Raw genomic sequence first — 26369 nt, 5'->3', positions numbered from 1 at the left:
GGAAGTCTACAACGACGCCGCCCGGTCCGCCCTACCACCTGAGCGGTCCGGTGCCCCCTTCAAGGGCGGAGCGAGGCGCCCGATGACGAGTGCTGTCTGCAGAACGAAGGCTTCCCGGGGTAGCAGCGGATCCCAGCCGGTGATGTCGCATACGCGCCGCAGCCGGTACCGGACCGTGTTGGCGTGAACAAACAATTCGCGCGAGGTGGCTTCGAGGGAATGTCCGAGGGACAAATACGCGGACAGGGTCTCCTCAAGGCCATTCTGCGCATTTGCCAATGGCCTGTAGATGTTCCGCAGCAACGCCTTGCGGGCGGTGTCGTCACCGGAAATAACCCGCTCGGGCCAGAGATCGTCAGCTGCGACCGGCCGTGGCGCGGAAGGCCAGGCCCGCGCGGCGGTCAGGCCCGCGAACGCCGCCTGGGCTGAACCACTCGCCTCAACAAGTGAGGCTGATTCGGGTCCATAGACCACGGATCCAGGACCGAACAGTTCGCTCAGTTTCCGGTAGGAATTGTCCCGGTCCTGAACGCCACCCAATACCAGGATCAGCCTGTCACCCTGGATACCCACCAGGGTGTCCTCCGCCAGCCGCCCGGTGGTCCGCCTCAACTCGTTCAGGAACATGGCGTTCGGTTCAGCGGGGGAACTCCCCACCATTACAGTGATGCGCGCCTGCGACTTCCAGCCCACAGCCGCAATCCTTGAGCGCAGCGCGTCTGAACTCTCTCCCCGGAGAATCGCATCAACCACCAGAGCTTCAAGCCGGGTGTCCCACGAGCCGCGGGTCTCTGCGGCTCGTGCATATACGTCTGCTGCCGCGAAAGCGACCTCCCGCGAGTACCTGAGTACAGCTTCGCGAAGCGGCCCCTGATCGGCGTCCGCGGCGAGGTCTGGCACTTGGTCCTCGACCACCTGCACAACGACCCGGATCAGTTGCAGGGCCTTCTGCAGGCTAATGGAGCGCGTCAGCTCAGTCGGGGCGGTACCGAAGACGTCGCTGAGGACCCACGCCGGTGAGACCGGCTTCTGGTACCAGTTGACGAAGGACGCAATCCCTTTCTGGGCCACCAGTCCGAGGGCAGAGCGCTCATCGGCGCGAAGGTTCCTGTACCACGGCAGGGAGGAATCCAGCTGCTTCAGTGTTGCTGTCGAGAGCGCACCTATCTGGGTGCGCAGCCGGTCCAATGTCGCGGGATCGGGCGCCGGCAGGGATGTGCCGCGTGGGCCGGAGGACGATGCCATGGACTGAGCATACGGTTTCCAGCGCGCGGTCTCCATTTGTGCGAAGGCTACAAAGTCCCCTCTGCCTGGAGCTTGCAGCGACGGACATCGAAACAAGCCGGCCCGCCGCTGGAACTCTCCAGAACGGCGGGCCGGCATCAATTCGGTGGGTCAGGAGTCGCCGCCTGCGTTGCCGGTGGTACCGGCGTTAACATCCAGCAGCGAGTACTTCTCAATCGCCTGACGTGGCGCTTCTGCGTCCACCTCACCGCGCTTGGCGAGGAGTTGCAGCGTGCGCACGACGACGGAGTGCGAGTCGATCTTGAAGTACCGACGCGCTGCGGCGCGGGTGTCGGAGAAGCCGAAGCCGTCTGCGCCCAGGGTCGCGAAGTCCTGCGGGAGGAACTGGCGGATCTGGTCGGGAACAGCTTTCATATAATCCGTCACTGCGACGATCGGTCCTGGCGCATCGCCGAGCTGTTGGGTGATGAACGGAACCCGGGGCTCTTCGCCGGGGTTGAGGAAGGCCTCTTCCTCGGCGGCGAGAGCGTCGCGGCGCAGTTCCGTCCACGAGGTAACGGACCATACGTCGGCTGACACGCCCCATTCGTCGGCGAGGATCCGCTGCGCTTCGCGGGCCCAGGGGACTGCCACGCCTGAAGCCAGAATCTGCGACCTGGGTGCATTTTCCGCCGAGTGGCCCTCATGGACCTTGTATATCCCGCGCAGGAGGCCATTCACATCGAGGCCGTCCGGCTCAACCGGCTGAAGGATGGGCTCGTTGTAGACCGTGACGTAGTACATGACGTTCGGGTCACTGCCCGAAACCGCATTTCCTTCGCCATACATCCGTTCGAGCCCATCGCGCATGATGTGCCCGATCTCGTACCCGTAGGCGGGGTCGTAGGTGATGACCGCGGGGTTCGTGGACGCCAGGATCGGTGAGTGGCCATCTGCGTGCTGGAGGCCCTCTCCGGTCAGGGTGGTCCGGCCCGCCGTGGCACCGATGATGAACCCACGGGTCATTTGGTCTCCGGCAGCCCAGTAGGAGTCGCCGGTGCGCTGGAATCCGAACATTGAGTAGAAGACGTAGATGGGGATAAGAGGCTCCCCGTGTGTTGCGTATGCCGTTCCTGCCGCGGTGAAGGCTGCTACGGAACCTGCCTCATTGATGCCTGCGTGGAGGATTTGTCCTTCGATCGACTCCTTGTAGGCAAGGACCAGATCGCGGTCAACGGACAGGTAGTTTTGGCCGTTCGGGTTGTAGATTTTGGCGGTGGGAAAGAACGAGTCCATGCCGAATGTACGGGCTTCGTCCGGGATGATCGGCACGATCCGCTGGCCGAACTCCTTGTCGCGCATCAGGTCTTTCAGCAGGCGCACAAAGGCCATGGTGGTGGCTGCCTGCTGCTTGCCCGAACCACGCTTGGCAACCTCGTAGACCTTGTCACCGGGCAGGGCAAGATCGGTGTGCTTGCTGCGCCGCTCCGGCAGGTACCCGCCGAGCACCTTGCGCCGTTCGTGAAGGTACTGAATTTCGGGGGAGTCCGCGCCTGGGTGGTAGTACGGCGGGTTGTAGGGGTTTCCCTCGATCTGCTCGTCCGAGATGGGAATGCGCAGGTGGTCACGGAAGTCCTTGAGATCCTGCAGCGTGAGTTTCTTCATCTGGTGGGTCGCATTGCGGCCCTCGAAGTGTGCTCCAAGACCGTAGCCCTTGACTGTCTTCGCAAGGATGACGGTGGGCTTGCCCTTGAATTCAGTCGCAGCCTTGTATGCCGCATAGACCTTGCGGTAATCGTGTCCGCCACGCTTGAGCCCCCATACCTGGGCGTCGGTCATGTCCGCGACGAGATCCTTGGTTGCGGGGGTCTTCCCGAAGAAGTGGTCACGGACGAATCCGCCGGACTCAGCCTTATAGGTCTGGTAATCACCGTCAGCGGTTTCGTTCATGATTTTCACCAGGTCACCGCTGGTGTCATTGGTAAGGAGGTCATCCCACTCGCGGCCCCAGACGACCTTGATCACATTCCACCCTGCACCGCGGAAGAATGCTTCAAGCTCCTGCATGATCTTCCCGTTGCCGCGCACCGGTCCGTCGAGGCGCTGCAGGTTGCAGTTGATCACGAAGTTGAGGTTGTCCAGTCCCTCGTTGGCAGCAAGTTGAAGCAGGCCGCGGGATTCAGGCTCGTCCATTTCGCCGTCTCCGAGGAACGCCCACACCTGCTGGCCGCTGGTGTCCTTGATCTTGCGGTTGTGCAGGTACCGGTTTGATTGGGCCTGGTAGATCGCGTTCATGGGACCGATGCCCATTGAAACCGTGGGGAATTCCCAGAACTCCGGCATCAACCGGGGGTGCGGGTATGAGGAAAGGGCGTGCCCTTCCTTGGACTTTTCCTGCCGGAACCCGTCAAGGTCCTCCTCCGTCAGGCGGCCCTCAAGATACGCGCGGGCGTACATCCCAGGTGAAGCGTGGCCCTGGAAGAAGATCTGGTCACCGCCGGAGGGGTGGTCCTTGCCCTTGAAGAAGTGGTTGAATCCGACTTCGTACAGCGTCGCTGCTCCGGCGTAGGTGGAAATATGACCGCCGACGCCGATCTCCGGACGCTGGGCGCGGTGCACCATGACGGCAGCGTTCCAGCGCATCCAAGCCCGGTACTTGCGTTCGATTTCCTCGTCTCCGGGGAACTCAGGTTCCTGGTCGACTGGAATCGTATTCACATAGTCGGTAGTGACTACACCCGGCAGACCGACCGAGCGACCCCCGGCACGGGCGAGCAGGCGTCCGAGGACCTCACGGGCCCGCTCCGACCCGCCAACGTCGACAAGCTGATCAAACGACTCGAGCCATTCCGCCGTCTCCTCCGGGTCCGAATCCACAGAACCCGAACCCACAATCCCTTGATCAGCAGCCATGCCAAAACCTCTTCCAATCCGCAGATTATGTCTGCGATGTTTACGACTTCGCGCTTCGGGCCTTTGCTCGTCGAAGCTCATTGAATCCGATCCTTGTTAGCGGATCTTAGGATTCCTGTGACACTCTAGCCCCGCGGCGTGATCGATGCGTAGCTGAACGGCAGGGGGGCGGCTTAGATTACGTCCCGGCAAACCACACCGACTTCGCGGCCTGCGCGTCCTGTAGCGGCCGGCAAAGCCGGATCTGCCGCCGTCGTCGTACTGCCGGGCCGGAGCGCAGGTTGAAGCGTAGCGCTTTAGGGTGTTGGCTGGTAGTAATGCATACAACGTACGGTAGGTCAGGCAGTCAGGAAGCGCTGCCGTCTAAACCGTCTTTCGGGAGGAAAAAATTGGGTGAGGCCGAAGCCGCCACCGCGGGTAGCGTGGCGGAAAAACTGGGTTTCAAGGACGGCGACCTTGTTCAGGAACTTGGTTACGACGAAGACGTTGATTTCGATCTCCGGGCTGACCTTGAGGACGCAATAGGGTCCGAACTCCTGACGGAGGAGGACCAGGACGTCGTCGATGGCGTCATGCTGTGGTGGCGCAGCGACGACGGTGACCTTGTCGACGCCCTCGTAGATTCCCTGACGAGCCTCGATGAGGGCGGCGTTGTCTGGCTCCTCACCCCGAAGTCGGGCAGGGACGGCTACGTGCCGCCGTCGGAGGTCGAGGAAGCAGCACCGACCGCCGGTCTTCACGCTACGTCCTCGGCGGGAGTCTCCCGCGACTGGGCTGCCACGCGGCTGGTAAGCCGCCGCAAGCAGTAGGTGGACCCACTGCCCATCATTGGCGAACCAGCGCCCGGGTTCGAACTGTCCAACCAGCACGGGGAACCCATCAGCCTGAGTTCCCTACGTGGCTCACCAGTGGTCCTGGTTTTCTACCCTTTCGCTTTCTCACGCGTGTGCACCTCCGAGCTGGATGAACTACAGGCGCAGGTACAGGAATTCGCGAGCCGGGACGCCCGCGTCCTGGGCGTCTCCGTGGACCACAAGTACACCCTCCGCGCCTACGCGGAGGATCGGGGCTACGCATTCGATCTGCTGGCGGACTTCTGGCCGCACGGAGCCGTAGCGGAGTCCTACGGGGTGCTGGACCAGTTGAAGGGGTATGCGCGCCGCGCCACGTTCTTTATCGACGACGGCGGCCTGCTCCGGTCCCGTATTGACGCCCCACTGGGACAGGCACGTGCATTCGGCGATTACCAGGCGTCACTGCGCGCCCTCACGGGAGTTCGCGGTCTGTGATGAATGGTCCCGGCTCCGTCCCGCATGCCGCATCCCTTCCTGGGTTCGGGCTGACCGGGTTCAGGAACGGAGAGGAGTTGCGGGTGGGTGCCTTGAGTTCAGTGGAGCTGGCCAGGCTGGAAGATGTCGTAAGACTACTCGCTGGCTTACGGCTGGCCGTCCTCACGGGAGCTGGGCTAAGCACCGATTCCGGCATCCCGGACTACCGCGGACCCGATTCCGTGCCCCGGAGCCCGATGACCTATCAGCAGTTCGTGGGCGACACAGCCCTTCGGCGGCGGTACTGGGCACGAAACCACGTCGGTTGGCACCATCTTCGCCGGGCCGATCCAAACGCGGGGCACCTGGCCGTTGCGCTCATGGAGGAGCGCGGGCTGCTCACCGGTCTCATCACCCAGAACGTTGACCGGCTCCATACCAGCGGTGGGAGCAGGAATGTTATCGACCTGCACGGCACTTATGACCGGGTCATCTGCCTCGACTGCTCCAGCCAGTTTCCACGCCAGCAAATCGCCGTCCTGCTGGAGGAACTGAACCCTGGCTACCTCGGCCGCACCGGCGATGCAGGAGATGTCGCGCCCGATGCGGATGCCGACGTCGACGACACCGATGATTTCACGGTCGCTCCCTGTCCTGTCTGCGGCGGAATGCTGAAGCCCGATTTCGTTTACTTCGGTGAGAACGTACCCAAGGACCGAGTGGAGCGTGCGTACGCGATGGTCGACGACGCCGGTGCGCTCCTGGTTGCGGGATCCTCTCTTACAGTCATGAGCGGTCTGCGTTTCGTCCGGCACGCTGCGAAGGACTCAAAGCCCGTAGTGATCATCAACCGTGGGGCTACCCGCGGAGATGAGTTCGCGACGTTGAAGGTGGAAGCTGGTGTTTCCGAGGCGCTGGCTTATCTCGCAGCCCGGCTTCCCTCGATCGAAGCTCCCCGCTGATACTCATGCTGATTGGCGTTCGGCGGCGGAGTTCCGGTAGAGTCGTTCCTCGTGATGAGGGGCATAGGTTGCTCCTGAGATTCGCTTTGGGTCTTTAGCTCAGCTGGTAGAGCGCCACGTTTACACCGTGGATGTCATCGGTTCGATCCCGGTAGGACCCACCAGAATAGCCCCGTCGTGCCCGGCCGGAAGGTCGCCGGGAAGACGGGGTTTTTTCGTACCACTTGCACGCCGCCGTCACGAAGAGCGCCCGTCTGGCTTCATACCGGACGCCGGTAATAGGGTAGAACTGCCAAGGCGCACAGGGGCGTCGGATATTTCAAAGCCCCGTGCCATGGGGCAGACCTGCAGATGGAGAACTGATGAGTGCACAAATCGGCGTAACCGGCCTAGCCGTTATGGGAGCGAACCTGGCAAGGAACCTCGCCCGCAATGGGTACACAGTGGCTCTCCACAACCGGTCAGTGGAAAAGACTGACGCATTGCTGGAGAAGTACAGTGACGAAGGCGACTTCATCCGGACCGAGTCACTGCAGGAACTGGTGGATTCGCTGGAAAAGCCGCGCCGCGTCCTGATCATGGTGAAAGCGGGTTCCCCGGTGGACTCCGTCATTGAGCAGCTCGAACCGCTCCTCGAGCCAGGTGACATCGTGATTGACGCCGGCAATTCCCACTATGAGGACACCCGCCGCCGCGAAGCCGCTTTGGCTCAGAAAGATCTTCACTTTGTTGGTGTCGGTGTTTCAGGCGGTGAGGAGGGTGCACTCCTCGGCCCTTCGATCATGCCCGGCGGTTCGCGTGAATCCTACGATTCCCTTGGCCCGATGCTGGAGAAGATTTCCGCAAAGTACAACGGGGAACCGTGCTGCCGCTGGGTCGGCACTGACGGCGCTGGCCACTTCGTCAAGATGGTTCACAACGGTATCGAATACGCCGACATGCAGGTCATCGGCGAAGCCTATGACGTCCTCCGGACCGCAGCAGGAATCGAGCCGGCCGAGCAGGCGCAGATCTTCACCGAGTGGAACACAGGAACCCTGTCCTCGTTCCTGATCGAGATCACTGCAGAGGTGCTCGCGCACACTGACTCCCGGACGGGTAAGCCGTTTGTCGACGTCGTCGTTGATTCCGCGGGCCAGAAGGGAACCGGGCGCTGGACCGTCGTGTCGGCCCTTGAACTTGGTAGCCCAACCTCCGGCATTGCAGAGTCAGTGTTCGCCCGCGGTCTTTCCTCACAGCGGGATCAGCGGGAACTCGCGCAGGGCATCCTCCAGGGCCACGAAGCCTCGGTGGACCTGCCCGAGAACTTCGTCGAGGACGTGCGCCTCGCGTTGTACGCATCGAAGCTGGTCAGCTACGCGCAGGGCATTGATATGCTCACTGCCGCAGCCAAGGAGTACGGCTGGGATCTCAAGCTCGACGAGATCGCTTCGCTGTGGCGTGCCGGCTGCATCATCCGGGCAGAACTCCTGGACGACATCATGAAGGCCTACGCGGCTGACAATCAGCCCGCCAACCTGCTTCTGGCTCCCGCGTTCGCTGAGGCGATCGCCGGTGCTGTCCCCGCTTGGCGTCGGGTTGTCTCCACCGCAGTGCAGCTCGGGATTCCGGTTCCGGTGTTCTCATCTTCACTTGCCTACTACGACGCCCTGCGCCGCAAGCGCCTTCCCGCTGCCCTGACCCAGGGGCTTCGGGACCTCTTCGGGGCCCACACGTACAACAGGGTGGATACCGAAGGTACCTTCCACACCCTGTGGGGCGAGGACCGCGCCGAAGTGGAAGCGGTAGACACCCACTGATTCACCAAAACCGAAATGCCCCGACTGGATTCCAGCCGGGGCATTTCGCGTCTAAATGAGTCTTTACTAGATGTATAACGCCGGGTCGATGTACTCCGCTGGGTCGACCGCCGGCAAGGTTTCCTTCGCGGAGTCGCGGTGCCGGAACGTAGCGGGAATTCCTGTAACGATCGAGTCCGGGGGAGTGTCCTTGACGACGACGGCGTTGGCACCGACGGCGCTGCCTGCACCGATGGTGATGGGGCCGAGTACCTTGGCTCCCGCACCGATGGTGACGCGATCTCCAATAGTGGGATGCCGCTTCACCTTCTCGAGCGACCGGCCTCCCAGAGTGACACCCTGGTACATCATTACGTCGTCACCGATTTCCGCCGTTCCGCCGATCACCACGCCCATACCGTGGTCAATAAAAAACCGCCGACCTATTGTCGCAGCCGGATGAATCTCTATGCCGGTAAGGAATCTCGCCATCTGCGATAGCACCCTCGCAGGAAAGCGCAACGCCGGCGCCTTCCACATTCGGTGGGTGAGGCGGTGAACCCAGATGGCATGAAGCCCTGAGTAGACGACGCCGTTTTCGACATCACCCCGGGCAGCCGGGTCGTGAGACCTGGCCGCCTCGAGGTCCTCACGCAGTCTCGCTAGGAAGCTCACAGACCACTCTCTGTCGAAGGAATGACTAGCCCCGGATGTCGTCGAACAGCACGGTGGAGATGTAGCGCTCTCCGAAATCGCACACGATGGCGACGATGAGCTTGCCAGCATTCTCGGGGCGCTTTGCCAGCTCAAGGGCAGCCCACACAATTGCTCCGGAGGAGATCCCGCCAAGGATGCCCTCCTGTGTTCCGAGGGCCCGGGCTACACGCACGGAATCTTCCACCGTCGCGTCGAACACTTCGTCGTAGATGGTGGTATCAAGAATCTCAGGAACGAAGTTGGCGCCTATTCCCTGGATTTTGTGCGGTCCCGGTGCCCCTCCATTGAGGATAGGGGAGTCGGCAGGTTCAACTGCAACGATCTTGACGTCCGGCTTGCGCTCCTTGAGCACCTGGCCGACGCCGGTGACGGTGCCGCCTGTGCCTACTCCGGCGACGAAGATGTCGACCTTGCCGTCTGTATCGTTCCAGATCTCCTCAGCGGTCGTTTCGCGGTGCACGGCAGGATTGGCTTCGTTGGCGAATTGTTGGGCCCAGATGGCGTTCTCGTTCGACGCGACGATTTCCTTGGCACGATCCACAGCACCCCGCATCCCTTCTGAGCCGGGAGTCAGCACGATCTCCGCGCCATATGCCCGCAGCATGACCCGGCGCTCTGTGGACATGGTCTCCGGCATGGTCAGAATCACCTTGTAACCGCGCGCAGCACCGACCATGGCGAGCGCAATACCAGTGTTACCGGAGGTGCCTTCCACGATGGTTCCACCGGGCTTCAAGGCTCCAGCCTGCTCGGCGGCGTCGATGATCGCAACGCCGATACGGTCCTTTACGCTGTTGGCGGGGTTGTAGAACTCCAGCTTCACGGCGACTTCAGCATCCAGTCCTTCGGTCAGGCGGTTTAGGCGCACCAACGGGGTGCGGCCGACCAATTGAGTGACGTCGTCGTAAATCGGTGCCATGGTTTTCCTGTCTAGGGTATGGAAACGAATGGAGCAAGACTGTTTTCAGCCTAGCCAGCGCCGTGATGCCAGAGCTATGCCGTGAGCCATTCGGCGTAATATTTCCGGGCCTTCGCAAGCTTCGGATTGATAATCACCTGGCAATAGCCCTGCTCGGGGTGTTTGGCGTAGAAATTCTGGTGATACTCCTCAGCAACGTAGAATCTTGGCAGCCGCACAACCTCGGTGACAATCGGGTTGGCCCACTGTTCCTGATGACGTTCGATGGCGCGCTCGAACAGCTCCTTCTGCTCAGCGTCCTGGTAGAACATCGAGGAGCGGTACTGGGTTCCGACGTCGTATCCCTGGCGGTTCAGCGTTGTCGGGTCGTGGGAGGCAAAGAAGATACCGAGGATGATGTCGGTCGGGACGATTGTTTCGTCGAAGGTCACAGCGACAACCTCGGCATGCCCGGTGATCCCCGCGCACACTGAGTCGTAGTCGGGGTCCTCCTGATGGCCGCCAGTGTAACCTGACACAACATCGGTCACGCCGCGGGTCTGTTGGTAGACGGCATCAAGGCACCAGAAGCAGCCTCCACCGAGCACAAAAGTCATCATGGTGTTAACAATGCACCACGGCGGTGGATGATTCCCGGAGAGCGGCTGGCCCCTCACGACGCCCCACTGATGAAGCTGATAGAAATAGGGCTATGGAACCGGACGAGGAACAGCAGGCTGGGATTGATCAGCGGGCTCCCAAACCAACGGTCGGCGAAGTCCTTCTGGCTATTGAGGAGTTGTGGCCGGAGTCACTTGCCGAGGGATGGGACGCGGTCGGCCTGGTTGCAGGCAGGCCGGACGCCGAGGTCGGGACAATAGTATTCGCCGTTGACCCTGCGGACGCCGTCATCAAAGACGCGATCGGGCTTGGGGCAGACCTCATCATCGCGCATCACCCGCTGATGTTGAAGCCTGTTAATTCTGTGGCGGCCACGCACGCGAAGGGGGCTGCAGTCCACAGGCTTATAGAGTCCGGCTGCGCACTGGTAACCGTGCACACCAATGGAGACAGCGCCGTCGGAGGTGTCTCGGACGTCCTTGCCGATGCCTTCGGGCTGCGCAACGTGGAACCTCTTGACCCCGCAACTGACGGCCTTCCGGAAGAGGGCATCGGGAGGGTCGGCGACCTCCCCGAGGCGACCACCCTTGGGGACTTCGCTGAGCTCGTGTTCGGTATTCTGCCGGCGGTGGCGGGCGGGATGCGTGTGGCGGGTGACCGCCACGGCCTTGTTCGGCGCGTCGCACTGTGCGGAGGCGCGGGAGACAACCTCTTCGACAAGGTCCGGGGGAGTCAGGCTGACGTCTATGTCACCGCCGACCTGCGCCACCATCCGGCGCTCGAAGCCCGCGAGTCTGCAGTGAACGGGCGGCCGTACCTGATCGACGTCTCCCATTTTGGCAGCGAGTGGCTGTGGTTGACCCCAGCCGCGGCGGCGCTGTCGAACGTGCTCTCGGACCAGGAATTCGAGGTCAAGGTGCTGGTCAGCACCGTGAATTCAGACCCATGGGACTTTGTTCTCACTCCCGGCGCTGATTGATTCGTCCGCCGAGCCTGGGCGCGAGTGCGGAGAAGCTGCGTTGCCATAAGGTAGACGAAGAACGCAAGACCGCAACAGTGAGGACGATCGGTGGCTAAAGCACCCCAGGCGGAGCAACTGCGGCTTCTGGACCTGCAGGCGAATGACTCGAAGCTCAACCAGTTGCAGCGACAGGCGGCGGCAGCGCGCGCCAATCCTGCGCTGGCCGAATTTGCGGCACGGGTTGCGTCCGCGGATTCGGAAGTGGTTGCAGCGGCTACTGAGCTCGCCGACGCCGAGCGCGCACTGACAAGGGCCGAGGACGACGTCCAGTCCGTCGTCGTACGTCTTGAAAGGGACGAACAGCGACTGAACAGCGGGACCGGAACTTCGAAGGACCTCACGGCTTTGCAGAGTGAGGTGGCGTCCCTGACCAAACGCCGGTCAGACCTTGAGGACATCGAGCTTGAGGTCATGGAACGGGTTGACGGCGCACGCTCCGCGCACGGACAGGCCCGGACACGCGTCGATTCGATCCGCACTGAACTTACCGAGCTGGAGCGAAAGCGCGATGAAGAGCTTGCCCACATCGAGGCTGAGCGCTCCACGGTGCAGGCTGCGCGGGAGAACCTGGCTTCCTCATTCGATGCGCCTTTGCTGGCGATCTACGAGAAAACCCTCGCGAAGCGCGGCGTCGGAGCCGCACGGCTGTTCCACGGCCGCTCCGAAGGCTCAGGCATGCAGCTCAGTCCGGGCGACCTCGCTGACATTGCCCGCGCCGCTGAGGATGACATCGTTCACTGTCCCGATTCGGGTTGCATCCTCGTTCGCTCGGATGAGTGGGGAAACTGAACCACGTGCAGGACGCAGATACACCGCTGTTCGACGACGCTTTGTTCGACGACAACAGTGAAGCCACACCCGGCCCTGCTGATTCAGGCCGGGACCTGCTGATCGTTGAAGCGGACGGCGGGTCGCGGGGCAACCCCGGGCATGCGGGCTACGGCGCCCTTGTCCGCGATCCTGGCTCCGGGGAGATCCTGGCCGAGAAGGCCGGGTACGTGGGCAAAGCCTCCAACAACGTTGCAGAGTATTCCGGCCTGATTGCCGGCCTTGAGCTCGCAGACCAGATCGATTCTGCCTGCCGCATCCTCGTCAAGATGGACTCCAAACTCGTGGTCGAGCAAATGAGTGGGCGCTGGAAGATCAAGCACGCCGACATGCAGAACCTGGCCAGCCGCGCCCGGCGCACCGTCGATCCCCGGCGGGTTCGGTATGAATGGATTCCCCGCGAGCGGAACAAGGATGCCGACCGGCTGTCCAACGAGGCGATGGACGCGGGGATGGCGGGAACCGACTGGACCCAAAAGCCCGCCAGGAGGGCTGCACACGCTCCCGCCGTCGTCGCTCCTGCGCCGGACGTTCTTCCGCAGCCCACGGGAACGCTGCATCACGTGGAAATCTGGGTGCGCGACCTTGAGTCCGCACGAAAAAGCATGGGTTGGCTCCTGGAGCGCCTTGGTTTCGTGCAGAAAGACTCGTGGGACGACGGCGTGAGCTGGGCGGGGAGTGGAACGTACCTGGTGCTCGAAGCCGGCCCGGACGTGCTGCCGGAACCACACGAGCGGCGTCGCCAGGGCGTCAACCACCTTGCCTTCAACGCGGGTTCAAAGCAGGAAGTCGACCTTCTGGCCCGGCGTGCCGCCAGTCACGGGTGGACATTGCTGTTCGCTGACAGGCATCCCAACGCGGGTGGACCGGACCATTACGCCGCATACCTGGAAAACGCCGAGGGCTTTGAGGTGGAACTGGTAGCCAGCTGAGCGTCCCGTCAGCTGTTGTGAAGAATGAGGTTGAGTTGGGAGGGTTTCCTGCCCGACGCTGGCGTGAGCTCGGCTTGCCAGCGCTCAGAGGCTGCCTTGAGTAACTGCTCCGGACTGTCTGGTTGTTTACCCCTGCGCGTCAGCAGATGTCTTGTGAGCTCCCCGCGCGTGTGCTTGGCGAAGTGGGACACGACGGCCCGCTTCCCGTTTCGTTCCTGGAACACGTTGACCGCCACAGTCCGCTCCACCGGGCCGGCCCACACGGTCGCGTAGCTGCTCGAGCGGCAATCCACCACAAGCTCTCCGCCGGCTCGTTCGTCGAGGATGGGTTTGAGGTGCATGCGCCAGAAGGCGCTGAGCTTTCCCACAACAGGCAGGTCGACCGACATCGACAGGCGATAGGCCGGTATAGCGTCAGCGAAACTGATTGCGCCCCAAAGCCCCGAGAAAACGACGACGGCGGCGTCCGCCTTACGCTTCTGGGTGCTGGTCATGGACCGGTAGCCGAGCGCATCGTAAAGAACACCTGAGTAAACCGTATGTGCCGGTCCGGCGGGAACGTTCAGGAGGTCTGTGTTCCGACGCACCTCATCCGCGAGCGAGGCACCGACGCCAAGCCGCACGTGCGCATCCACATTGGCGCTGATTTTGGCAAGCGATTCGAGCACATTCCGCCGTGGAGCCAACAACTGCGGAAAGGACAACGATTCGAAGTGAAGCGGCTGACCCCTTCCTGCTGGTGACTTACCTTCTGAGGGTGGAAGCAGAATGAGCACCGGACAACTCTACCGGCGTACCCGGCCGGTTTCGGACGCGTAGAATCGGAGCGGATGGGTTGGCCAGGCGGCCGCGTGGGGAGCAACTGCTCCTCCCGAGGAACGTCCGGGCTCCGCAGAGCAGGGTGGTGGGTAACGCCCACTCGGGGTAACCCGCAGGCCAGTGCCACAGAAAGCAGACCGCCTCATCAGCGAAAGCTGGTTGGGGTAAGGGTGAAACGGTGGTGTAAGAGACCACCAGCGCTCCGGGTGACCGGAGCGGCTAGGTAAACCCCACTCGGAGCAAGGCCAGACAGGACGCGTTATGAGGGCTGCTCGCCCAAGTGTCCGGGTAGGCCGCTGGAGGGCGTCGGCAACGGCGTTCGTAGATGGATGGCCGCCACTGCCGGGCCTCACGGTCTGGCAGTACAGAACCCGGCGTATCGGCCAACCCATCCCTCAAGACGCGGGGAGGGCGGCGGCCCGGGCAGTGACCCGGCGGATCGCGGCTGACAGGCGCCAATGTTCGCCCGAGTACAGGTATTCGTCAAGGGGCTGGCCCGGGCTGGTTTCGTCTTTCCACAGTCGGCCTGTTCCCTCATTACGTTCCATTACGCTAGGGGAATGACCGAGACGATTGCACCCAGCCGATCGCTGGTGCGTCGCAACTCAAACTTCCGCGCCCTGTGGCTGTCCGCAACTGTCGGTGTACTTGGAACCGCAGTTGCCTCGATCGCTCTGCCCATCATTGCGGCTGTCGAACTTGCGGCGAGTGATTTTGCCGTAGCCGCCCTTGCGGGAATGACCTTCCTGCCATGGTTGCTGCTCGGACTCCCCATTGGTGTGTGGGTGGACCGCTGGCCAAGAAAGCCAGTGATTGTGTGGTCCCTGATCGTGCGGATCATCTCGCTGGCAACGCTTCCGGTCGCGTACTGGTTCGGTGTGCTCTCGGTGGCCCAACTGTTTGTCGTTGCTTTCGTCGCGGGACTTTCTTCCGTTTTTTTCAGCCTTGCAGACCAGGCGCTCGTGCAGCAGGCGCTAACACCCGACGAACTCGTTGAGGGGAATGGAATCATCACGGCGTCCGGAGCCTCAGCCGACGCCGCAGGCAGGGGCATCGCCGGCTGGCTTACGGTGATTCTGGGGGCGTCCAACACGCTCCTCGTCCAGGTGGCAGCTTCGCTTGCGTCGCTGTTCGCGATCTCCTCGCTGCGGGTGGAAGAAGCCCGGCCAGAGCCCACTGAGCGCCGGATCTTCGCGGAAATGCTCGATGGCCTGCGCTACACCTTCAGCACCCCACCCCTGCGGGCCATCCTGTTCAATGCCGCGCTCTGGAACCTGGGCGGAAGCATGGTTGCCTCCCTCATGGTTCTGCTGGTGGTTCGCGTGCTCAATGAGTCCGAAATCTGGCTCGGCCTGCTGATGGCCGCAACGTCGGTCGGGGGAGCGGTAGGCGGGCTCAGCGCTAAACGGCTCACGGAGAAGCTCGGCTCAGGACCGGTATGGCGTTGGTCGATGGTTCCAGGCGTGCTGGGTTATGCCTCGCTGCTCATTCTGACCCCGGGCGCCGGAATGATCGTAGGTCTCATTGGCATGTTCATCATGGGAGTTTCCGTAGCCCTGAATATTGTGGTGGGGACCAGTTTCCGGCAACGGGTCTGTCCGCCGGCGATGATGGGACGGCTGGGTGCAGCAACCCGCATGGTCAGCTGGGGGATGCTGGGAATCGCCAGCATCATTGGTGGTGTGCTTGCTGAACTGATCGGAATTACGGGTGCCATTGTGGTGGGCGTGCTGCTTGCGACCGCCGCACCGATGGTGGCGCTGTTGGGGCCTTTGCGTTCCGTCCGCCGCCTGGAGGATCTTCACCAGGAACCATCGCCCTGACGGTCAGTGACCAAAGGGGTCGGGGTCGACTCCGGGTAGCCAGGTCAAGCCGGGTTGGCCCCAGCCGTTCGTTTTTGCAGCCCGCTTGGCTTTCCTCGCGAAGCGCGGATTGAGTTTATCCACGTACAGCGTGCCATTGAGGTGGTCGAACTCGTGCTGCATGCACCGGGCAAACCAGCCAGTCGCTTCGAACTCGACGAGGCCGCCGTCGCCGTCGAACCCGCTGACCTTCACCCACTCCGCGCGCTTCAGGGGGAATGACTCGCCTGGGAAGGACAGGCAACCTTCGGATTCTTCCTCGTCCGGCTCCGCGCCTGAAACCTTCGAGGTGACAAGCGTGGGATTGACCAGCACCCCACGTGGGGCGACATCGTCGTCGTTCACCATGCCGTACACGAAGAGGCGGAGACCCACGCCTATTTGCGGCGCCGCGAGCCCGACGCCGTTGGCTTCATCCATGGTCTCGAACATGTCGGAAATGAGGGCGCGCAGCTCGTCGTCGAAGTGTTCGACGACGGCCGCCCGGCGGTGCAGGACGGGTTCGCCGGCGATGGTGATGGGATGAACAGCCAATTGATTCCTTGCTTTCCGCTCTGGTACTTGCTTCAGCGGCGTCAGCCGGCGATTTCGCGGCCTATGGTCTCGCGCATGATTTCGCTGGTGCCTCCGAAGATGGAAAGCAGGCGCACAGCGAGGAACGCCTGCGCGACGGGATACTCAAGGATGTACCCGTACCCTCCATGGAGCTGCAGGCAGCGATCGGTTACCGACTTCACCCGCTCGCTGGCCCATAGCTTCACGCGCGCTGCACCGCCGGCAGTCAACGCGCCTTCGTTGAACGCCAGAATTGCTCGGTCAACGTAGGTCTCCATGACCTCCACCTCGGTGAGGATGTCGGCCAGTTCGAACCGGGTGTTCTGGAAATCGATCACGCGCTCACCGAACGCATTGCGCTCCTGCGTGTACCGCACCGTCTCTTCATAGATGGAGCGGGCGACCGTAGAACTCGCCACGGCTATGGCGAGACGCCCCTGGGGGAGCTGCTCGGTGATGTAGCGCAGGCCCTGACCCGCCTCACCAACAAGGTTCAGCCCGGGCACACGGACACTGTCGAAGAACAGCTCCGCCGTATCAGAGGCCTTGAGACCCATTTTGTCGATCTGCTTGCCGGTCTCGTAGCCCGGGCCTTTTTCCACCATGAACAGTGAGAAGGAGTCCCGCTTCCCGCGGTCCGTCAAACCGTCTGTGCGCGCCAGGACGAGGGACGCATCGCTGCTTATGCCGTTGCCGATGAAAGTCTTCTGTCCGGAAATGAGCCAGTCGTCGCCGTCGCGGACGGCTTTGGTGCGGATTCCACGCAAATCGCTGCCAGCTCCCGGTTCGGTCCAGGCTACGGCAGTGACTTTCTCGCCGGTCACCATGCCGGGAAGGAATGCCTGCTTGAGTTCGTCCGAGCCGTAAGCCCGGAGGTGGGGGAGGACCATGTCGTCGTGCAGGTGGAATGCGAGGGCCGCGCCAAGATGGTTGGCACGGGCGAACTCCTCGTCGAGGACGGCGCGGAAGCGGTAGTCGGGCATACCGGCTCCGCCATACTCTTCGTCAATGGCCAGGCCGAGTAGGCCCTGCTCGCCGGCCGCTGTCCACATGCTGCGCGGCATCATGCGCTCACGGTCCCAACCGGCGTAGTGGGGGGCGATTTCACGTACGTTGAACTCTTGCGCCACTTCGCGGAATAGTTCGTGGTCCTCCTCGAACAACGTACGTTTCATGCCGTCCCACTTCCCTTCTTCTGGCTCTCCGTCCGCGCTTTCCAGCCCAGAGCGAAGAAAAACGAATGGCCGCCCTGAGAAGTTCAGGGCGGCCGGACCTGCGGCCTACGCCGCCGGGCCAATCGGGGTGAGTAACGGGGCTTGAACCCGCGACCTCCTGGACCACAACCAGGCGCTCTGCCAACTGAGCTATACCCACCATGCGCCTCCACAATGCCCGCCGGCTTCCTCACTAAGGCGAAGTGGCGCGGGGAGCTGTACGAGGCAGCGCAGACAATTCTACACACATTTTCAGGCCTTCCCGGCACACGGGTTCCGCCCGGTGTTTCAGGGCATGAGCTCCTGCGCGGCTGCCTTGCTGGACTCGGAGTCCGGGCCGGGGCTGGGCACGAATACCGTACTGCGGTAATACTGCAGCTCGCGGATCGAGTCCAGGATGTCCCCAAGCGCCCGGTGGTTTCCGGTTTTATCCGGGGATTGGAAGTACGCCCTTGGATACCAACGGCGCGCCAGCTCCTTGATGGTCGACACGTCGATGATGCGGTAGTGCAGGTGCTCGACGACGGCGGGCATGTCACGCGCAAGGAAAACCCGGTCAGTTCCCACGGAATTGCCAGCGAGCTGGGCCCGGCGGGGTTCCGGAACCCATTCGGTGATGTAATCCATCACCTGTTTCTGGGCTTCCTCCATGGTGGTTCCCTGCGGAAGTTCCTCGAGGAGACCGGACCTGGTGTGCATGGAGCGCACGAAGTCGCCCATTGCCGCCAAAGCTTCGCGCGGGGGAGTGATCACTACGTCGATGCCATCACCGAGCGGGTTGAGCTCCGAATCAGTCACTATGACGGCGACCTCTATCAGCGCATCGGACACGGGGTCCAGGCCCGTCATTTCGCAGTCGATCCACACAATGTTTTCGTTTGAAATTGGCACCCGATAAATGTACCTGCTCCCGCTGGTGCACCTGCGGTCAAGCGCGTGAGTGGCTCCACTGCGGAGGGAGAGAAGCATCTTCGGCCTCCGCGGTTCGGTTCTGGGTGGAACCCCCGTCGATGTACAGCTGAACCGGAAACTGACCTGTCTCGGGCGGACCGAAGGTGTCGATCCACTTGCTGGCAGGCTCCGCAAAGGTGATCCTGTCCTCGTTGCTCAAGGGTTGGGCACTAGCAGGGCCGACGCCGCCTGCTGAATCAATTGCTGGTGTCGAGTGTGACGGCGCGGGAGTTCGAACTGACGCCGTGGACAGCCACCAAACCAGAAGGAAGACGATGGCGAGGACCGCAGTGATCATGAAGGTCGCCGCGGGGTCGATGCCAAAGAAGACCATGCTTCCGCACGCAATGGCTGCTACGAACGCGCCCCAGAGCGGAAGGTCGTGGAGGAGGGTTCGTCCGTTGGAATGTACTGTTGGCTCCGCCGTGTGGCGCCCCAATGCCATCAACCGCCCGTCTGCGCTCGTAGGATCTGTCGCCAGTCTAGGCCCTCGGCCTTGCCGCGCCCGTAGGGTCGTGTCAGGGGCGTGCAGCGCCCCTGAATGGTAAAATCATTCGACCTCGCTCGGTCAATGGTTCCTGTGCATTGCCGCGAGTTCTACTCTGCGCATCGCTCCCTCCAGGGTCCCGGAGGGCGACCACCCAGAACGGGTTTCCAGCCCGTGTCATTCCGACGATCGGATTTGCCGTAAATGACCACCTCCGCGCCAGCGCCTGTGGCCATTCCACACGTCGGTCGGCCGAACATTGCGATCATGCAGGGCTTCATTGGGTCCATGCTGATGCTGGTCGGATCATTCGGCGTGGGCTGGCTCTCGTTGGCCTCGCGGGAATTGAGGCAGCTGGAACCTGTCATCTGGTTGCGGTTCGACCCCGTAGGCGCCGTGCTCTCGGTGGTCATGTTGGCGTTCGGGGGAATGTTGCTGGTTCGCGCCTGGCTCCGGCTCGGCCAACGGTTGCAGGGATGGGGGCCGGAGTCCCGCCCTTACCTGCTGAAGGCGGTCATCGCCTGGGCCGCTCCAATGTGTTTCGCCCTGCCGCTGTTCAGCCGTGACGTCTTCGCCTACATTGCGCAGGGACAGGTCATGGTTGCCGGCCTGAATCCTTATCAGGACGGCTATTCACAGATCTCCAACTACCTGCAGATCGGCGCCGACGACCTATGGGCGCAGAGCCCTACGCCGTATGGGCCGGTCTTCCTCTGGCTTGAGGAGTTCGTTGTCCGGTTGACCGGTGGCCAACCCGACTTCTCGATCCTTTTCTTCCGCATGCTCGCGCTCATTGGCGTCGTCCTGTGCGTCTACTACGTGCCCCGCCTCGCGGAACTTCACGGGATCAACCCCAACCGGGCGCTCTGGCTCACAGTCGCCAACCCGCTTTTCCTGACGAACTTCATCGCGAGCATCCACAACGATTCCCTGATGGTGGGTCTCGCCCTTGCAGGGCTCTACGCGTCGGCGCGTGGACGGAACCTGCTGGGAATCCTCCTCATCACGCTCTCCATCGGCATCAAGCCGATCACCCTGATCTTCCTGCCCTTCATTGGCCTGATGTGGGCCGGCCGCGGAGCGAGCTGGCCACGGAAGTTCCTCTACTGGGCACTCACCGCGGGTCTATCACTCGGGCTTCTCGGGCTGCTGGGCGCACTCAACGGCTTCTGGTTCGGGTGGATTGGCGCCCTCAGTACGCCGGGCAGCGTGTGGATCTGGTACGCACCCGTCGGCTTCCTTGGAATGCTGGTTGCGCTGACGGGCGATTCCCTCGGTGTTGACGGCTGGGCCTGGGCGAACGTCGTCCACAAGGCCGGAACGGCGATTTCGCTGCTGCTGGTTGCCTGGTTTATTCTCACCGGCGAGCACGCACGGCTGGTGCGGCGGCTGGCCCTGGCGCTTGCCGCCGTCGTCCTCCTGGCTCCGATGATTCAGGCCTGGTACGTGGTCTGGCTAATTCCCTTGTTCGCTATCACGGGCATCCGCGAGGACTGGCAGGTGAAGATCCTCTACTGCCTCGTGTCGTTCTTCATGATCTACGCTATCTCCGACCAGCTGGATATCTTCCCGTACATCGAGTTGAGCTTGCAAACCGCCCGGCAGATCGCAGCCGCGGTGGGAGTTGCTTTCGCTGCCTACCTGATCCTGCTGGACCCCCGCACGAAGACCCTGTTCAGGAAAGCGGGTCAGCCCGTCGACGTTGGAATGGGCCGGTAAGGCTCTGTGAAACCAACGATGACCGATCCGGAATACTGGAGGAATGACCGATATGCAGGAACAGACCGTTAGTGGTGCATTCGACATTTCAAGGTGGGAGCCGGAGCCGTATTCCGTCGTTGGCGCTCGAGGTGAACTCACGCGTGTCAGCGCAGCCAAGGAGTTTGTCGGCGAGATCGAGGGAACGTCCGTGGCGGAGCTACTCATGGCCGGGAACGATCACGGAGCCGGATACGTGGCCTCCGAGGTTTTTACGGGCTCCATCCAAGGCAGGCACGGAAGCGTCATCGTCCAACATTGGGGAATAGCCGAGGGCAACGCGGCAGCGAGCTCGGGTCACATCATTCCGGGTTCAGGGACGGGAGAACTGGCCGGTATCTCCGGCAAAGCCGAATACTCCCAGGACGCCTCCGGGCAGCATCACCTGCAGCTGAGGGTCTCTTTCGGCTGAGGGACGTCGGCGGAGGGTCTAGGCAGTATTGCCGAAGCCTCATGCGTCGGGCTTTGGATTTCCGGTGCCCCCGGCGCGACTCGAACGCGCAACCTACGGATTAGAAGGCCGTTGCTCTATCCATTGAGCTACGGGGGCTGGGTGCAGGCGAATCAGGTCTAGCGGCTGCAGTTGATTCGTCGGCTCTCAGTTTGCTTCATCTCCTGCACACCAGCCAAATTTCACTGGAGTTGCCCACATAGCGGGTCCCCAAGCTCCAACGCCGCCCGCCCCCGCAGAAACTGGAGAAGCCAACGCCGGAGCGTTGGCCAAGAAATCTGTGAAGGGAAGAAAAGTGAACAACTACGTGACCATTCGAGGATTTGTCGGCACCGACGTCAACTGCATCGTTGCCGGCACCGGCCTGCCGATCACCAAGTTCCGCGTGGGCAGTACCCACAGGTACCACGACAAGAAGTCCAACACCTGGGTGGACTCCGAGACAAATTGGTACTCTGTCACACTGTTCCGTCAGCTCGCCACTAACGCGGGGGCCAGCCTCAAGAAGGGGGACGCCGTCATCGTCACCGGCAAACTCCGGATTCGGCAGTGGGTCAATGAGGATGGGAAGAGCGGTACCACAGTGGAGATCGAAGCGGACTCCGTCGGCCATGACCTCTTTTACGGGACCGCCAGTTTCCGCCGCTCCAGTGCTGACCGGCAGGATGCCGGCTTCCAGCCTCGCAGCGACGAGCTGTCGTCACGCGTGGATCTTTCCACCGGTGAGATTTTCCCTGCAGGCGAGGGCGAAGAGTACGACGGCGATGGGGCGCCGGGTGGAATCGGAGACAACGGCTTCCAGGCAGGGGAAACAGACGCAGACGGTGCCAGTCCAGGCTCTGGCGCATCGTCGACAGCGTCGACAGCGTCGACTATTGATACAAAACTGCTGGAGAACGCGGGCAGCCAGGGCAAAGCGGGAAAGAAGGTGCCGGCACCCTTCTGACGGGAGCCGTGCCAGAATGACGGTATGCGTGCGAAAGCCAAAGTTGCCGGAGCTCCACCTGCCGGAGCGGTGCGCACGCGCGCCCTGGTTCTGGCGGTCTCGGTTCTTGGCGTCGCGTTTGTCGGCGGCTGTGGAGTGTCGGTAGCGGGTTCCCAGCCGCCGGTGATTGTGAAGGCACAGCAAAGCGCGAGCCCTCCGCCCTCTGCGGATGCTCCCGTGGAGGAGCCCGGTACAGACGCTGTCGAGGACTTCACTGCGAGCCTGTCCCAGAACCTTGCCGCCCTCGCGGCGGAGTCTCCCAAACCCAGACAGGAGCAGGTACGCCAGGCGTTTGTGAGTTCCGGAGGTGATGCGGATGCCGTTGAAGTCTCGATAGACACAACACCCACCGGGCTCGAGGTTGATGCAGTGACCGGTGCGGTGAAGGTGGGCGGCGTGTGTATCTTCGGGCATGTGAGTGAGGGCGCAGCTACGGTCACGGATCTACCAGTTCTTGCTGATGGCAGATGTTTCATCGGCGACCAGCGGTAGAAGTCTCCTGAGGCCGTTGACCGCCCGAATATGTGGAGAGGGTGTCCACGCACTAGCCTTGAGGCATGGCGGAATTTATCTACACAATGACCAAAGCCCGGAAAGCTGTTGGCGACAAAGTTATCCTCGATGACGTAAGCATGTCGTTCTACCCGGGCGCAAAGATCGGTGTGGTCGGGCCGAATGGAGCCGGTAAATCCACCATCCTGAAGATCATGGCCGGGCTGGATACTCCGTCCAATGGTGAAGCCCGGCTGAGCCCCGGTTACACCGTGGGGATCCTCCTGCAGGAGCCTCCCCTCAACGAGGAGAAGTCCGTCCTGGGCAACGTTCAGGAAGGCCTCGGCGAAATCTACGCGAAGATTCAACGCTTCAACGAGATCTCCGAAGAGATGGCCAACCCTGACGCTGACTATGACAAGCTCCTTGACGAGATGGGCAAGCTCCAGGAAGCGATCGACACCGCGGACGCATGGGACATCGACTCGCAAGTCGAGCAGGCGATGGACGCGCTGCGGTGCCCACCTGGTGAATCCGACGTTACGGTTCTCTCGGGAGGAGAGCGGCGTCGCGTGGCGCTTTGCAAACTCCTGCTGCAGAAACCGGACCTCCTGTTGCTTGACGAGCCCACCAACCACCTGGACGCCGAAAGCGTGCTCTGGTTGGAACAGCACCTCTCCAACTACCCCGGTGCCGTCCTCGCTGTCACCCACGACAGGTACTTCCTCGATCACGTCGCACAGTGGATCGCTGAAGTCGATCGCGGCCACCTGTATCCGTACGAGGGCAACTACTCGACCTACCTTGAGAAGAAGCGCGCACGCCTCGAAGTGCAGGGCAAGAAGGACCAAAAGCTGTCCAAGCGCCTCACCGAGGAACTTGAATGGGTCCGTTCGAACGCGAAAGGCCGCCAGACAAAGTCGAAAGCCCGCCTCAACCGCTACGAGGAAATGGCAGCTGAAGCTGAGCGCACCCGGAAGCTGGACTTCGAAGAGATTCAGATTCCGCCGGGTCCGCGGCTCGGCAGCCAGGTGATCGAGGCACACAGCCTTCGCAAAGGCTACGACGATCGAGTCCTCATCGACGGCTTGTCCTTCTCCCTTCCCCGGAACGGGATCGTCGGAGTCATCGGACCCAACGGCGTCGGAAAGACTACGCTGTTCAAGACGATCGTCGGTCTGGAACCCCTCGATGGGGGAGAACTTCGCATCGGTGAATCCGTCAAGATCTCCTACGTCGACCAGTCGCGTGGTGGTATCGACCCGAACAAGTCGCTGTGGGAAGTTGTCTCCGACGGCCTCGACTACATTCAGGTTGGCCAGGTGGAAATGCCGTCCAGGGCGTACGTCTCGGCCTTCGGATTCAAGGGCCCGGACCAGCAGAAGAAGGCCGGTGTGCTTTCGGGTGGTGAGCGCAACCGTCTCAACCTCGCGATGACACTGAAGCAGGGCGGAAACCTCCTGCTCCTCGATGAGCCCACCAACGACCTCGACGTCGAAACGCTCTCCAGCCTCGAAAACGCGCTGCTGGAGTTCCCGGGCTGCGCCGTCGTGGTATCTCACGATCGCTGGTTCCTTGACCGGGTAGCCACCCACATCCTCGCCTACGAGGGCACCGACGAGAACCCGGACAACTGGTACTGGTTCGAAGGAAACTTTGATTCCTACGAGCAGAACAAGGTTGAGCGGCTGGGCGCCGACGCCGCCAGGCCCCACCGGGTCACCCACCGTCGCCTCACCCGCGACTGACACCGCGAACAGAAGGAGCGAACGCCACCGGCGTCCGCTCCTTCTGTTTTGTCCAGGCGCCGCCGGGTGCACTGGTTACCCAAAGTGCCTTCAGGCCGCCTACCGCGGGATGCGCACCATGCCTTCCTGGGCGACGGTCGCAACAAGATCCCCGCCGCGGCTATAAATTTTTCCCGTCGCGAGGCCGCGGGCGCCCGACGCACTGGGGGACTGCTGGACGTACAACATCCACTCGTCCACCTGCACCGGTCGGTGCCACCACATCGCGTGATCGAGGCTCGCCACGCTCATACCCGGCGAAATCCAGGTCAGGCCGTGGGGCCTCAGAATCGATTCCAGAAGGGTGTAGTCGCTCGCGTACGCCAGCGCCGCCTGGTGGACAGCGGGATCGGCCGGCATCGGCGCGAAGGTCTTCATCCACACTGCATTCACGGGCTCCTTGACCCCGGTATTCGCGATGTACAGCGGGGAGTCGATATGGCGGATGTCGAAGGGCCGGTCGTTCGCCCACGCCTTGGCGACCGGATGATCAAAGCCGCCAAGCAGGTCGGCGGTCGAGGGCAACGATTCCGGCTCTGGAATGCCTGAGGGCATGGGCTCCTGGTGGCTCACGCCGTCGTCGGGCTGCTGAAAGGAAGCGATCATCGAGAGGATCGGCACGCCGTCCTGGTAAGCATGTACGCGACGGGCTGAGAACGACCGGCCATCGCGCAGCCGCTGCACTCCGAACGTTATGGGCAGTTCCGCGTCTCCCGCCCTCAGGAAGTAGCCGTGCATGGAGTGCACGGACCTGAGCGGTTCCACCGTCCGGATGGCGGCGACCAATGCCTGGGCGAGTACCTGACCGCCGAAAACCCTCCTGCCCGGTTGTTTGACCGGCGTTGCCACGAAGATTTCCTCGTCGGTTTGGGCCCCGGCAGCGCGGTCGAGGTCGAGCAGGCTGATGAGGGCGGCAGTAGGGTTCTGCGTGGGCTGAGCGGACATCGCGGGTGCTGGCTCCTAGCGGGCGGTGTGAAAAGGCGGCGGTCGGCGGGGCTATCAAAGGGATTGCGCGTCGGAAGCGGAACCACCACCGACAATAGACGGCGGTCCGCGCCGCCTCAACCGGAGGCCGCGCCGCGCAGGTGTGCCAGGCCAGGTCGGGTGCGTCCCCACGGGAGGCTGCCGACGCATCGAATGGGAGCGAGCGGGGCTTCGGTGAGAGTATTGCACCATGCCCGGCCTCTCCACCTCCGTCCCAGAGCTGACCTTCAATGATCCGGAAATCATCTCGGACCTACGCACGTTCGTGCGGCGCGCACGCGCGGCAGAGGATGGCGCTGTACGGCTTCAGGCCTCCGGGAACGTGCTGGCTGCCTATGTCTGCATCCTTGGCCCCCGCATCCTCGGTGAAGCCACTCCCACCGTGCTGGGCCTGCGCACCATGCCTCTGTCCTCGTCGGCGCAGGTGGATACCACCGTCTCCCTTGCCTCAGTTGCCGACCGCCTGGCGCGGATGGAGGGCGACGACGTCGTGCTCTCCGTGCCGCCCACCACTGTGACCGAAACCTGGGCCGGTGTTCTGCCGCCACGTTCAGGTTGGGAAGCGGCAGGGTCGGTTTCGACCGACGACCTCCTCGACAACGCCCGGAATGGTATTCGTGAAGTGGCGGAGAAGGTGCCGAACAGCCCCGGCGTCATTGTCGTCAATAGCGCCCGCGGAACTATCTGGGGGCGCCCGATCGCCGGTGTACCCACCGAACTGCCGGCAGGCGCGGCATTCGGCGCCTACGCACTCGGCTTCCTGACCCCTGGGGAACAAGCTCCCTTGTTCACCAACGGACGCTGGACGCGTGTCAGCACCGCTGTGGGTCACATCCTGGTTCGGCGCGCCGCGATTCTCTAG

Annotated in this window: 25 protein-coding genes, 3 tRNA genes and 1 other RNA gene; 16 read left to right on the top strand and 13 right to left on the bottom strand. The window is 62.5% G+C overall.

What is annotated here, in order from left to right; translation table 11 throughout:
- Positions 1–6: 6 nt before the first annotated feature.
- Positions 7–1245 carry a PucR family transcriptional regulator gene (locus tag ACWA1U_RS13315; RefSeq protein ID WP_463722643.1) on the bottom strand — a complete coding sequence of 413 codons (1239 nt, stop codon included), beginning with the start codon at positions 1243–1245 and terminating at the stop codon, positions 7–9.
- Between the two features lie 150 nt (positions 1246–1395).
- The gene (gene aceE, locus ACWA1U_RS13310; RefSeq protein WP_463722642.1) at positions 1396–4137 is read right to left on the bottom strand and encodes a pyruvate dehydrogenase (acetyl-transferring), homodimeric type; all 2742 of its coding nucleotides are present in this window, start codon (positions 4135–4137) and stop codon (positions 1396–1398) included.
- Between the two features lie 389 nt (positions 4138–4526).
- On the opposite strand from aceE, the gene ACWA1U_RS13305 reads away from it, so the two are divergent.
- The 5 genes from ACWA1U_RS13305 (at position 4527) to gndA (ending at position 8166) form a co-directional block, all read left to right on the top strand.
- Entirely contained in the window at positions 4527–4946 is a 420-nt protein-coding gene (locus ACWA1U_RS13305; protein ID WP_463722641.1) for a DUF3052 domain-containing protein, read from the top strand.
- A complete protein-coding gene (locus ACWA1U_RS13300; protein WP_463722640.1) occupies positions 4947–5426 on the top strand; it encodes a peroxiredoxin in 480 nt (159 codons plus the stop codon).
- Positions 5426–6367 (top strand): NAD-dependent protein deacetylase, encoded by a 942-nt coding sequence (locus ACWA1U_RS13295; RefSeq protein WP_463725048.1) that lies wholly within the window; start codon positions 5426–5428, stop codon positions 6365–6367. Before ACWA1U_RS13300 ends, ACWA1U_RS13295 begins: the two co-directional genes overlap by 1 nt.
- An 88-nt stretch (positions 6368–6455) precedes the next feature.
- Positions 6456–6531: transfer RNA gene (locus ACWA1U_RS13290), tRNA-Val, on the top strand.
- A 198-nt stretch (positions 6532–6729) separates the two neighbouring features.
- Positions 6730–8166 (top strand): NADP-dependent phosphogluconate dehydrogenase, encoded by a 1437-nt coding sequence (gene gndA, locus ACWA1U_RS13285; RefSeq protein WP_463722639.1) that lies wholly within the window; start codon positions 6730–6732, stop codon positions 8164–8166.
- A gap of 66 nt (positions 8167–8232) precedes the next feature.
- Here the strand turns inward: gndA and epsC are convergent, their stop codons facing one another.
- The 3 genes from epsC to msrA all read right to left on the bottom strand — a co-directional run bounded on the left by epsC (position 8233) and on the right by msrA (position 10380).
- Positions 8233–8820 (bottom strand): serine O-acetyltransferase EpsC, encoded by a 588-nt coding sequence (gene epsC / locus ACWA1U_RS13280; protein WP_463722638.1) that lies wholly within the window; start codon positions 8818–8820, stop codon positions 8233–8235.
- 25 nt (positions 8821–8845) lie between these two features.
- A complete protein-coding gene (gene cysK, locus ACWA1U_RS13275; RefSeq protein WP_463722637.1) occupies positions 8846–9781 on the bottom strand; it encodes a cysteine synthase A in 936 nt (311 codons plus the stop codon).
- A gap of 74 nt (positions 9782–9855) precedes the next feature.
- Complete coding sequence (msrA, locus tag ACWA1U_RS13270) at positions 9856–10380, bottom strand: peptide-methionine (S)-S-oxide reductase MsrA (protein WP_463722636.1); 525 nt, start codon at positions 10378–10380, stop codon at positions 9856–9858.
- 92 nt (positions 10381–10472) lie between these two features.
- On the opposite strand from msrA, the gene ACWA1U_RS13265 reads away from it, so the two are divergent.
- The 3 genes from ACWA1U_RS13265 to ACWA1U_RS13255 all read left to right on the top strand — a co-directional run bounded on the left by ACWA1U_RS13265 (position 10473) and on the right by ACWA1U_RS13255 (position 13162).
- Entirely contained in the window at positions 10473–11360 is an 888-nt protein-coding gene (locus tag ACWA1U_RS13265; protein ID WP_463722635.1) for a Nif3-like dinuclear metal center hexameric protein, read from the top strand.
- Positions 11361–11450: 90 nt separating this feature from the next.
- Complete coding sequence (locus ACWA1U_RS13260; protein WP_463722634.1) at positions 11451–12191, top strand: zinc ribbon domain-containing protein; 741 nt, start codon at positions 11451–11453, stop codon at positions 12189–12191.
- Between the two features lie 41 nt (positions 12192–12232).
- Complete coding sequence (locus ACWA1U_RS13255; protein WP_463725047.1) at positions 12233–13162, top strand: reverse transcriptase-like protein; 930 nt, start codon at positions 12233–12235, stop codon at positions 13160–13162.
- An 8-nt stretch (positions 13163–13170) separates the two neighbouring features.
- On the opposite strand, the gene ACWA1U_RS13250 is transcribed toward ACWA1U_RS13255, so the two are convergent.
- Positions 13171–13938 (bottom strand): YaaA family protein, encoded by a 768-nt coding sequence (locus ACWA1U_RS13250; protein WP_463722633.1) that lies wholly within the window; start codon positions 13936–13938, stop codon positions 13171–13173.
- A 55-nt stretch (positions 13939–13993) separates the two neighbouring features.
- Between ACWA1U_RS13250 and rnpB the strand changes: the two genes are divergently transcribed.
- Positions 13994–14376: RNase P RNA component class A (gene rnpB, locus ACWA1U_RS13245), an RNA gene on the top strand.
- Between the two features lie 165 nt (positions 14377–14541).
- A complete protein-coding gene (locus tag ACWA1U_RS13240; RefSeq protein WP_463722632.1) occupies positions 14542–15804 on the top strand; it encodes an MFS transporter in 1263 nt (420 codons plus the stop codon).
- Between the two features lie 3 nt (positions 15805–15807).
- On the opposite strand, the gene def is transcribed toward ACWA1U_RS13240, so the two are convergent.
- The 5 genes from def to ACWA1U_RS13215 all read right to left on the bottom strand — a co-directional run bounded on the left by def (position 15808) and on the right by ACWA1U_RS13215 (position 19008).
- Positions 15808–16377, bottom strand: coding sequence for a peptide deformylase (def, locus tag ACWA1U_RS13235; protein ID WP_463722631.1), 570 nt, complete (start codon positions 16375–16377; stop codon positions 15808–15810).
- A gap of 41 nt (positions 16378–16418) precedes the next feature.
- Positions 16419–17573, bottom strand: a complete 1155-nt coding sequence (locus ACWA1U_RS13230; protein WP_463722630.1) for an acyl-CoA dehydrogenase family protein — start codon at positions 17571–17573, stop codon at positions 16419–16421.
- A 126-nt stretch (positions 17574–17699) separates the two neighbouring features.
- Positions 17700–17772 (bottom strand) — tRNA-His (locus ACWA1U_RS13225).
- A 128-nt stretch (positions 17773–17900) separates the two neighbouring features.
- Positions 17901–18503: an oligoribonuclease gene (gene orn, locus ACWA1U_RS13220; protein WP_463722629.1), complete on the bottom strand. Its 603-nt coding sequence runs from the start codon at positions 18501–18503 to the stop codon at positions 17901–17903.
- A 37-nt stretch (positions 18504–18540) separates the two neighbouring features.
- On the bottom strand, positions 18541–19008 hold the full coding sequence (locus ACWA1U_RS13215) for a hypothetical protein (RefSeq protein ID WP_463722628.1): 468 nt from the start codon (positions 19006–19008) through the stop codon (positions 18541–18543).
- A 246-nt stretch (positions 19009–19254) separates the two neighbouring features.
- On the opposite strand from ACWA1U_RS13215, the gene mptB reads away from it, so the two are divergent.
- Both mptB and ACWA1U_RS13205 read left to right on the top strand, forming a co-directional pair.
- Entirely contained in the window at positions 19255–20769 is a 1515-nt protein-coding gene (gene mptB / locus ACWA1U_RS13210; RefSeq protein WP_463722627.1) for a polyprenol phosphomannose-dependent alpha 1,6 mannosyltransferase MptB, read from the top strand.
- A 43-nt stretch (positions 20770–20812) separates the two neighbouring features.
- The gene (locus tag ACWA1U_RS13205) at positions 20813–21220 is read left to right on the top strand and encodes a DUF3224 domain-containing protein (RefSeq protein ID WP_463722626.1); all 408 of its coding nucleotides are present in this window, start codon (positions 20813–20815) and stop codon (positions 21218–21220) included.
- Between the two features lie 65 nt (positions 21221–21285).
- On the opposite strand, the gene ACWA1U_RS13200 is transcribed toward ACWA1U_RS13205, so the two are convergent.
- Positions 21286–21358 (bottom strand) — tRNA-Arg (locus ACWA1U_RS13200).
- 196 nt (positions 21359–21554) lie between these two features.
- Between ACWA1U_RS13200 and ACWA1U_RS13195 the strand changes: the two genes are divergently transcribed.
- The 3 genes from ACWA1U_RS13195 to ettA all read left to right on the top strand — a co-directional run bounded on the left by ACWA1U_RS13195 (position 21555) and on the right by ettA (position 24484).
- Entirely contained in the window at positions 21555–22205 is a 651-nt protein-coding gene (locus tag ACWA1U_RS13195) for a single-stranded DNA-binding protein (RefSeq protein ID WP_463722625.1), read from the top strand.
- 24 nt (positions 22206–22229) lie between these two features.
- Positions 22230–22736, top strand: coding sequence for a DUF6993 domain-containing protein (locus ACWA1U_RS13190; protein ID WP_463722624.1), 507 nt, complete (start codon positions 22230–22232; stop codon positions 22734–22736).
- Positions 22737–22801: 65 nt separating this feature from the next.
- Positions 22802–24484 (top strand): energy-dependent translational throttle protein EttA, encoded by a 1683-nt coding sequence (gene ettA, locus ACWA1U_RS13185; RefSeq protein WP_463722623.1) that lies wholly within the window; start codon positions 22802–22804, stop codon positions 24482–24484.
- Between the two features lie 99 nt (positions 24485–24583).
- Here the strand turns inward: ettA and ACWA1U_RS13180 are convergent, their stop codons facing one another.
- On the bottom strand, positions 24584–25468 hold the full coding sequence (locus ACWA1U_RS13180) for an acyl-CoA thioesterase (protein ID WP_463722622.1): 885 nt from the start codon (positions 25466–25468) through the stop codon (positions 24584–24586).
- Positions 25469–25697: 229 nt separating this feature from the next.
- On the opposite strand from ACWA1U_RS13180, the gene ACWA1U_RS13175 reads away from it, so the two are divergent.
- On the top strand, positions 25698–26369 hold the full coding sequence (locus ACWA1U_RS13175) for a DUF8185 domain-containing protein (RefSeq protein WP_463722621.1): 672 nt from the start codon (positions 25698–25700) through the stop codon (positions 26367–26369).

Source organism: Arthrobacter sp. TRD_SC_6 (assembly GCF_055361185.1).
Note: the sequence above shows the minus strand (reverse complement) of the source record. Positions and strands in the feature narration are given on the sequence as shown.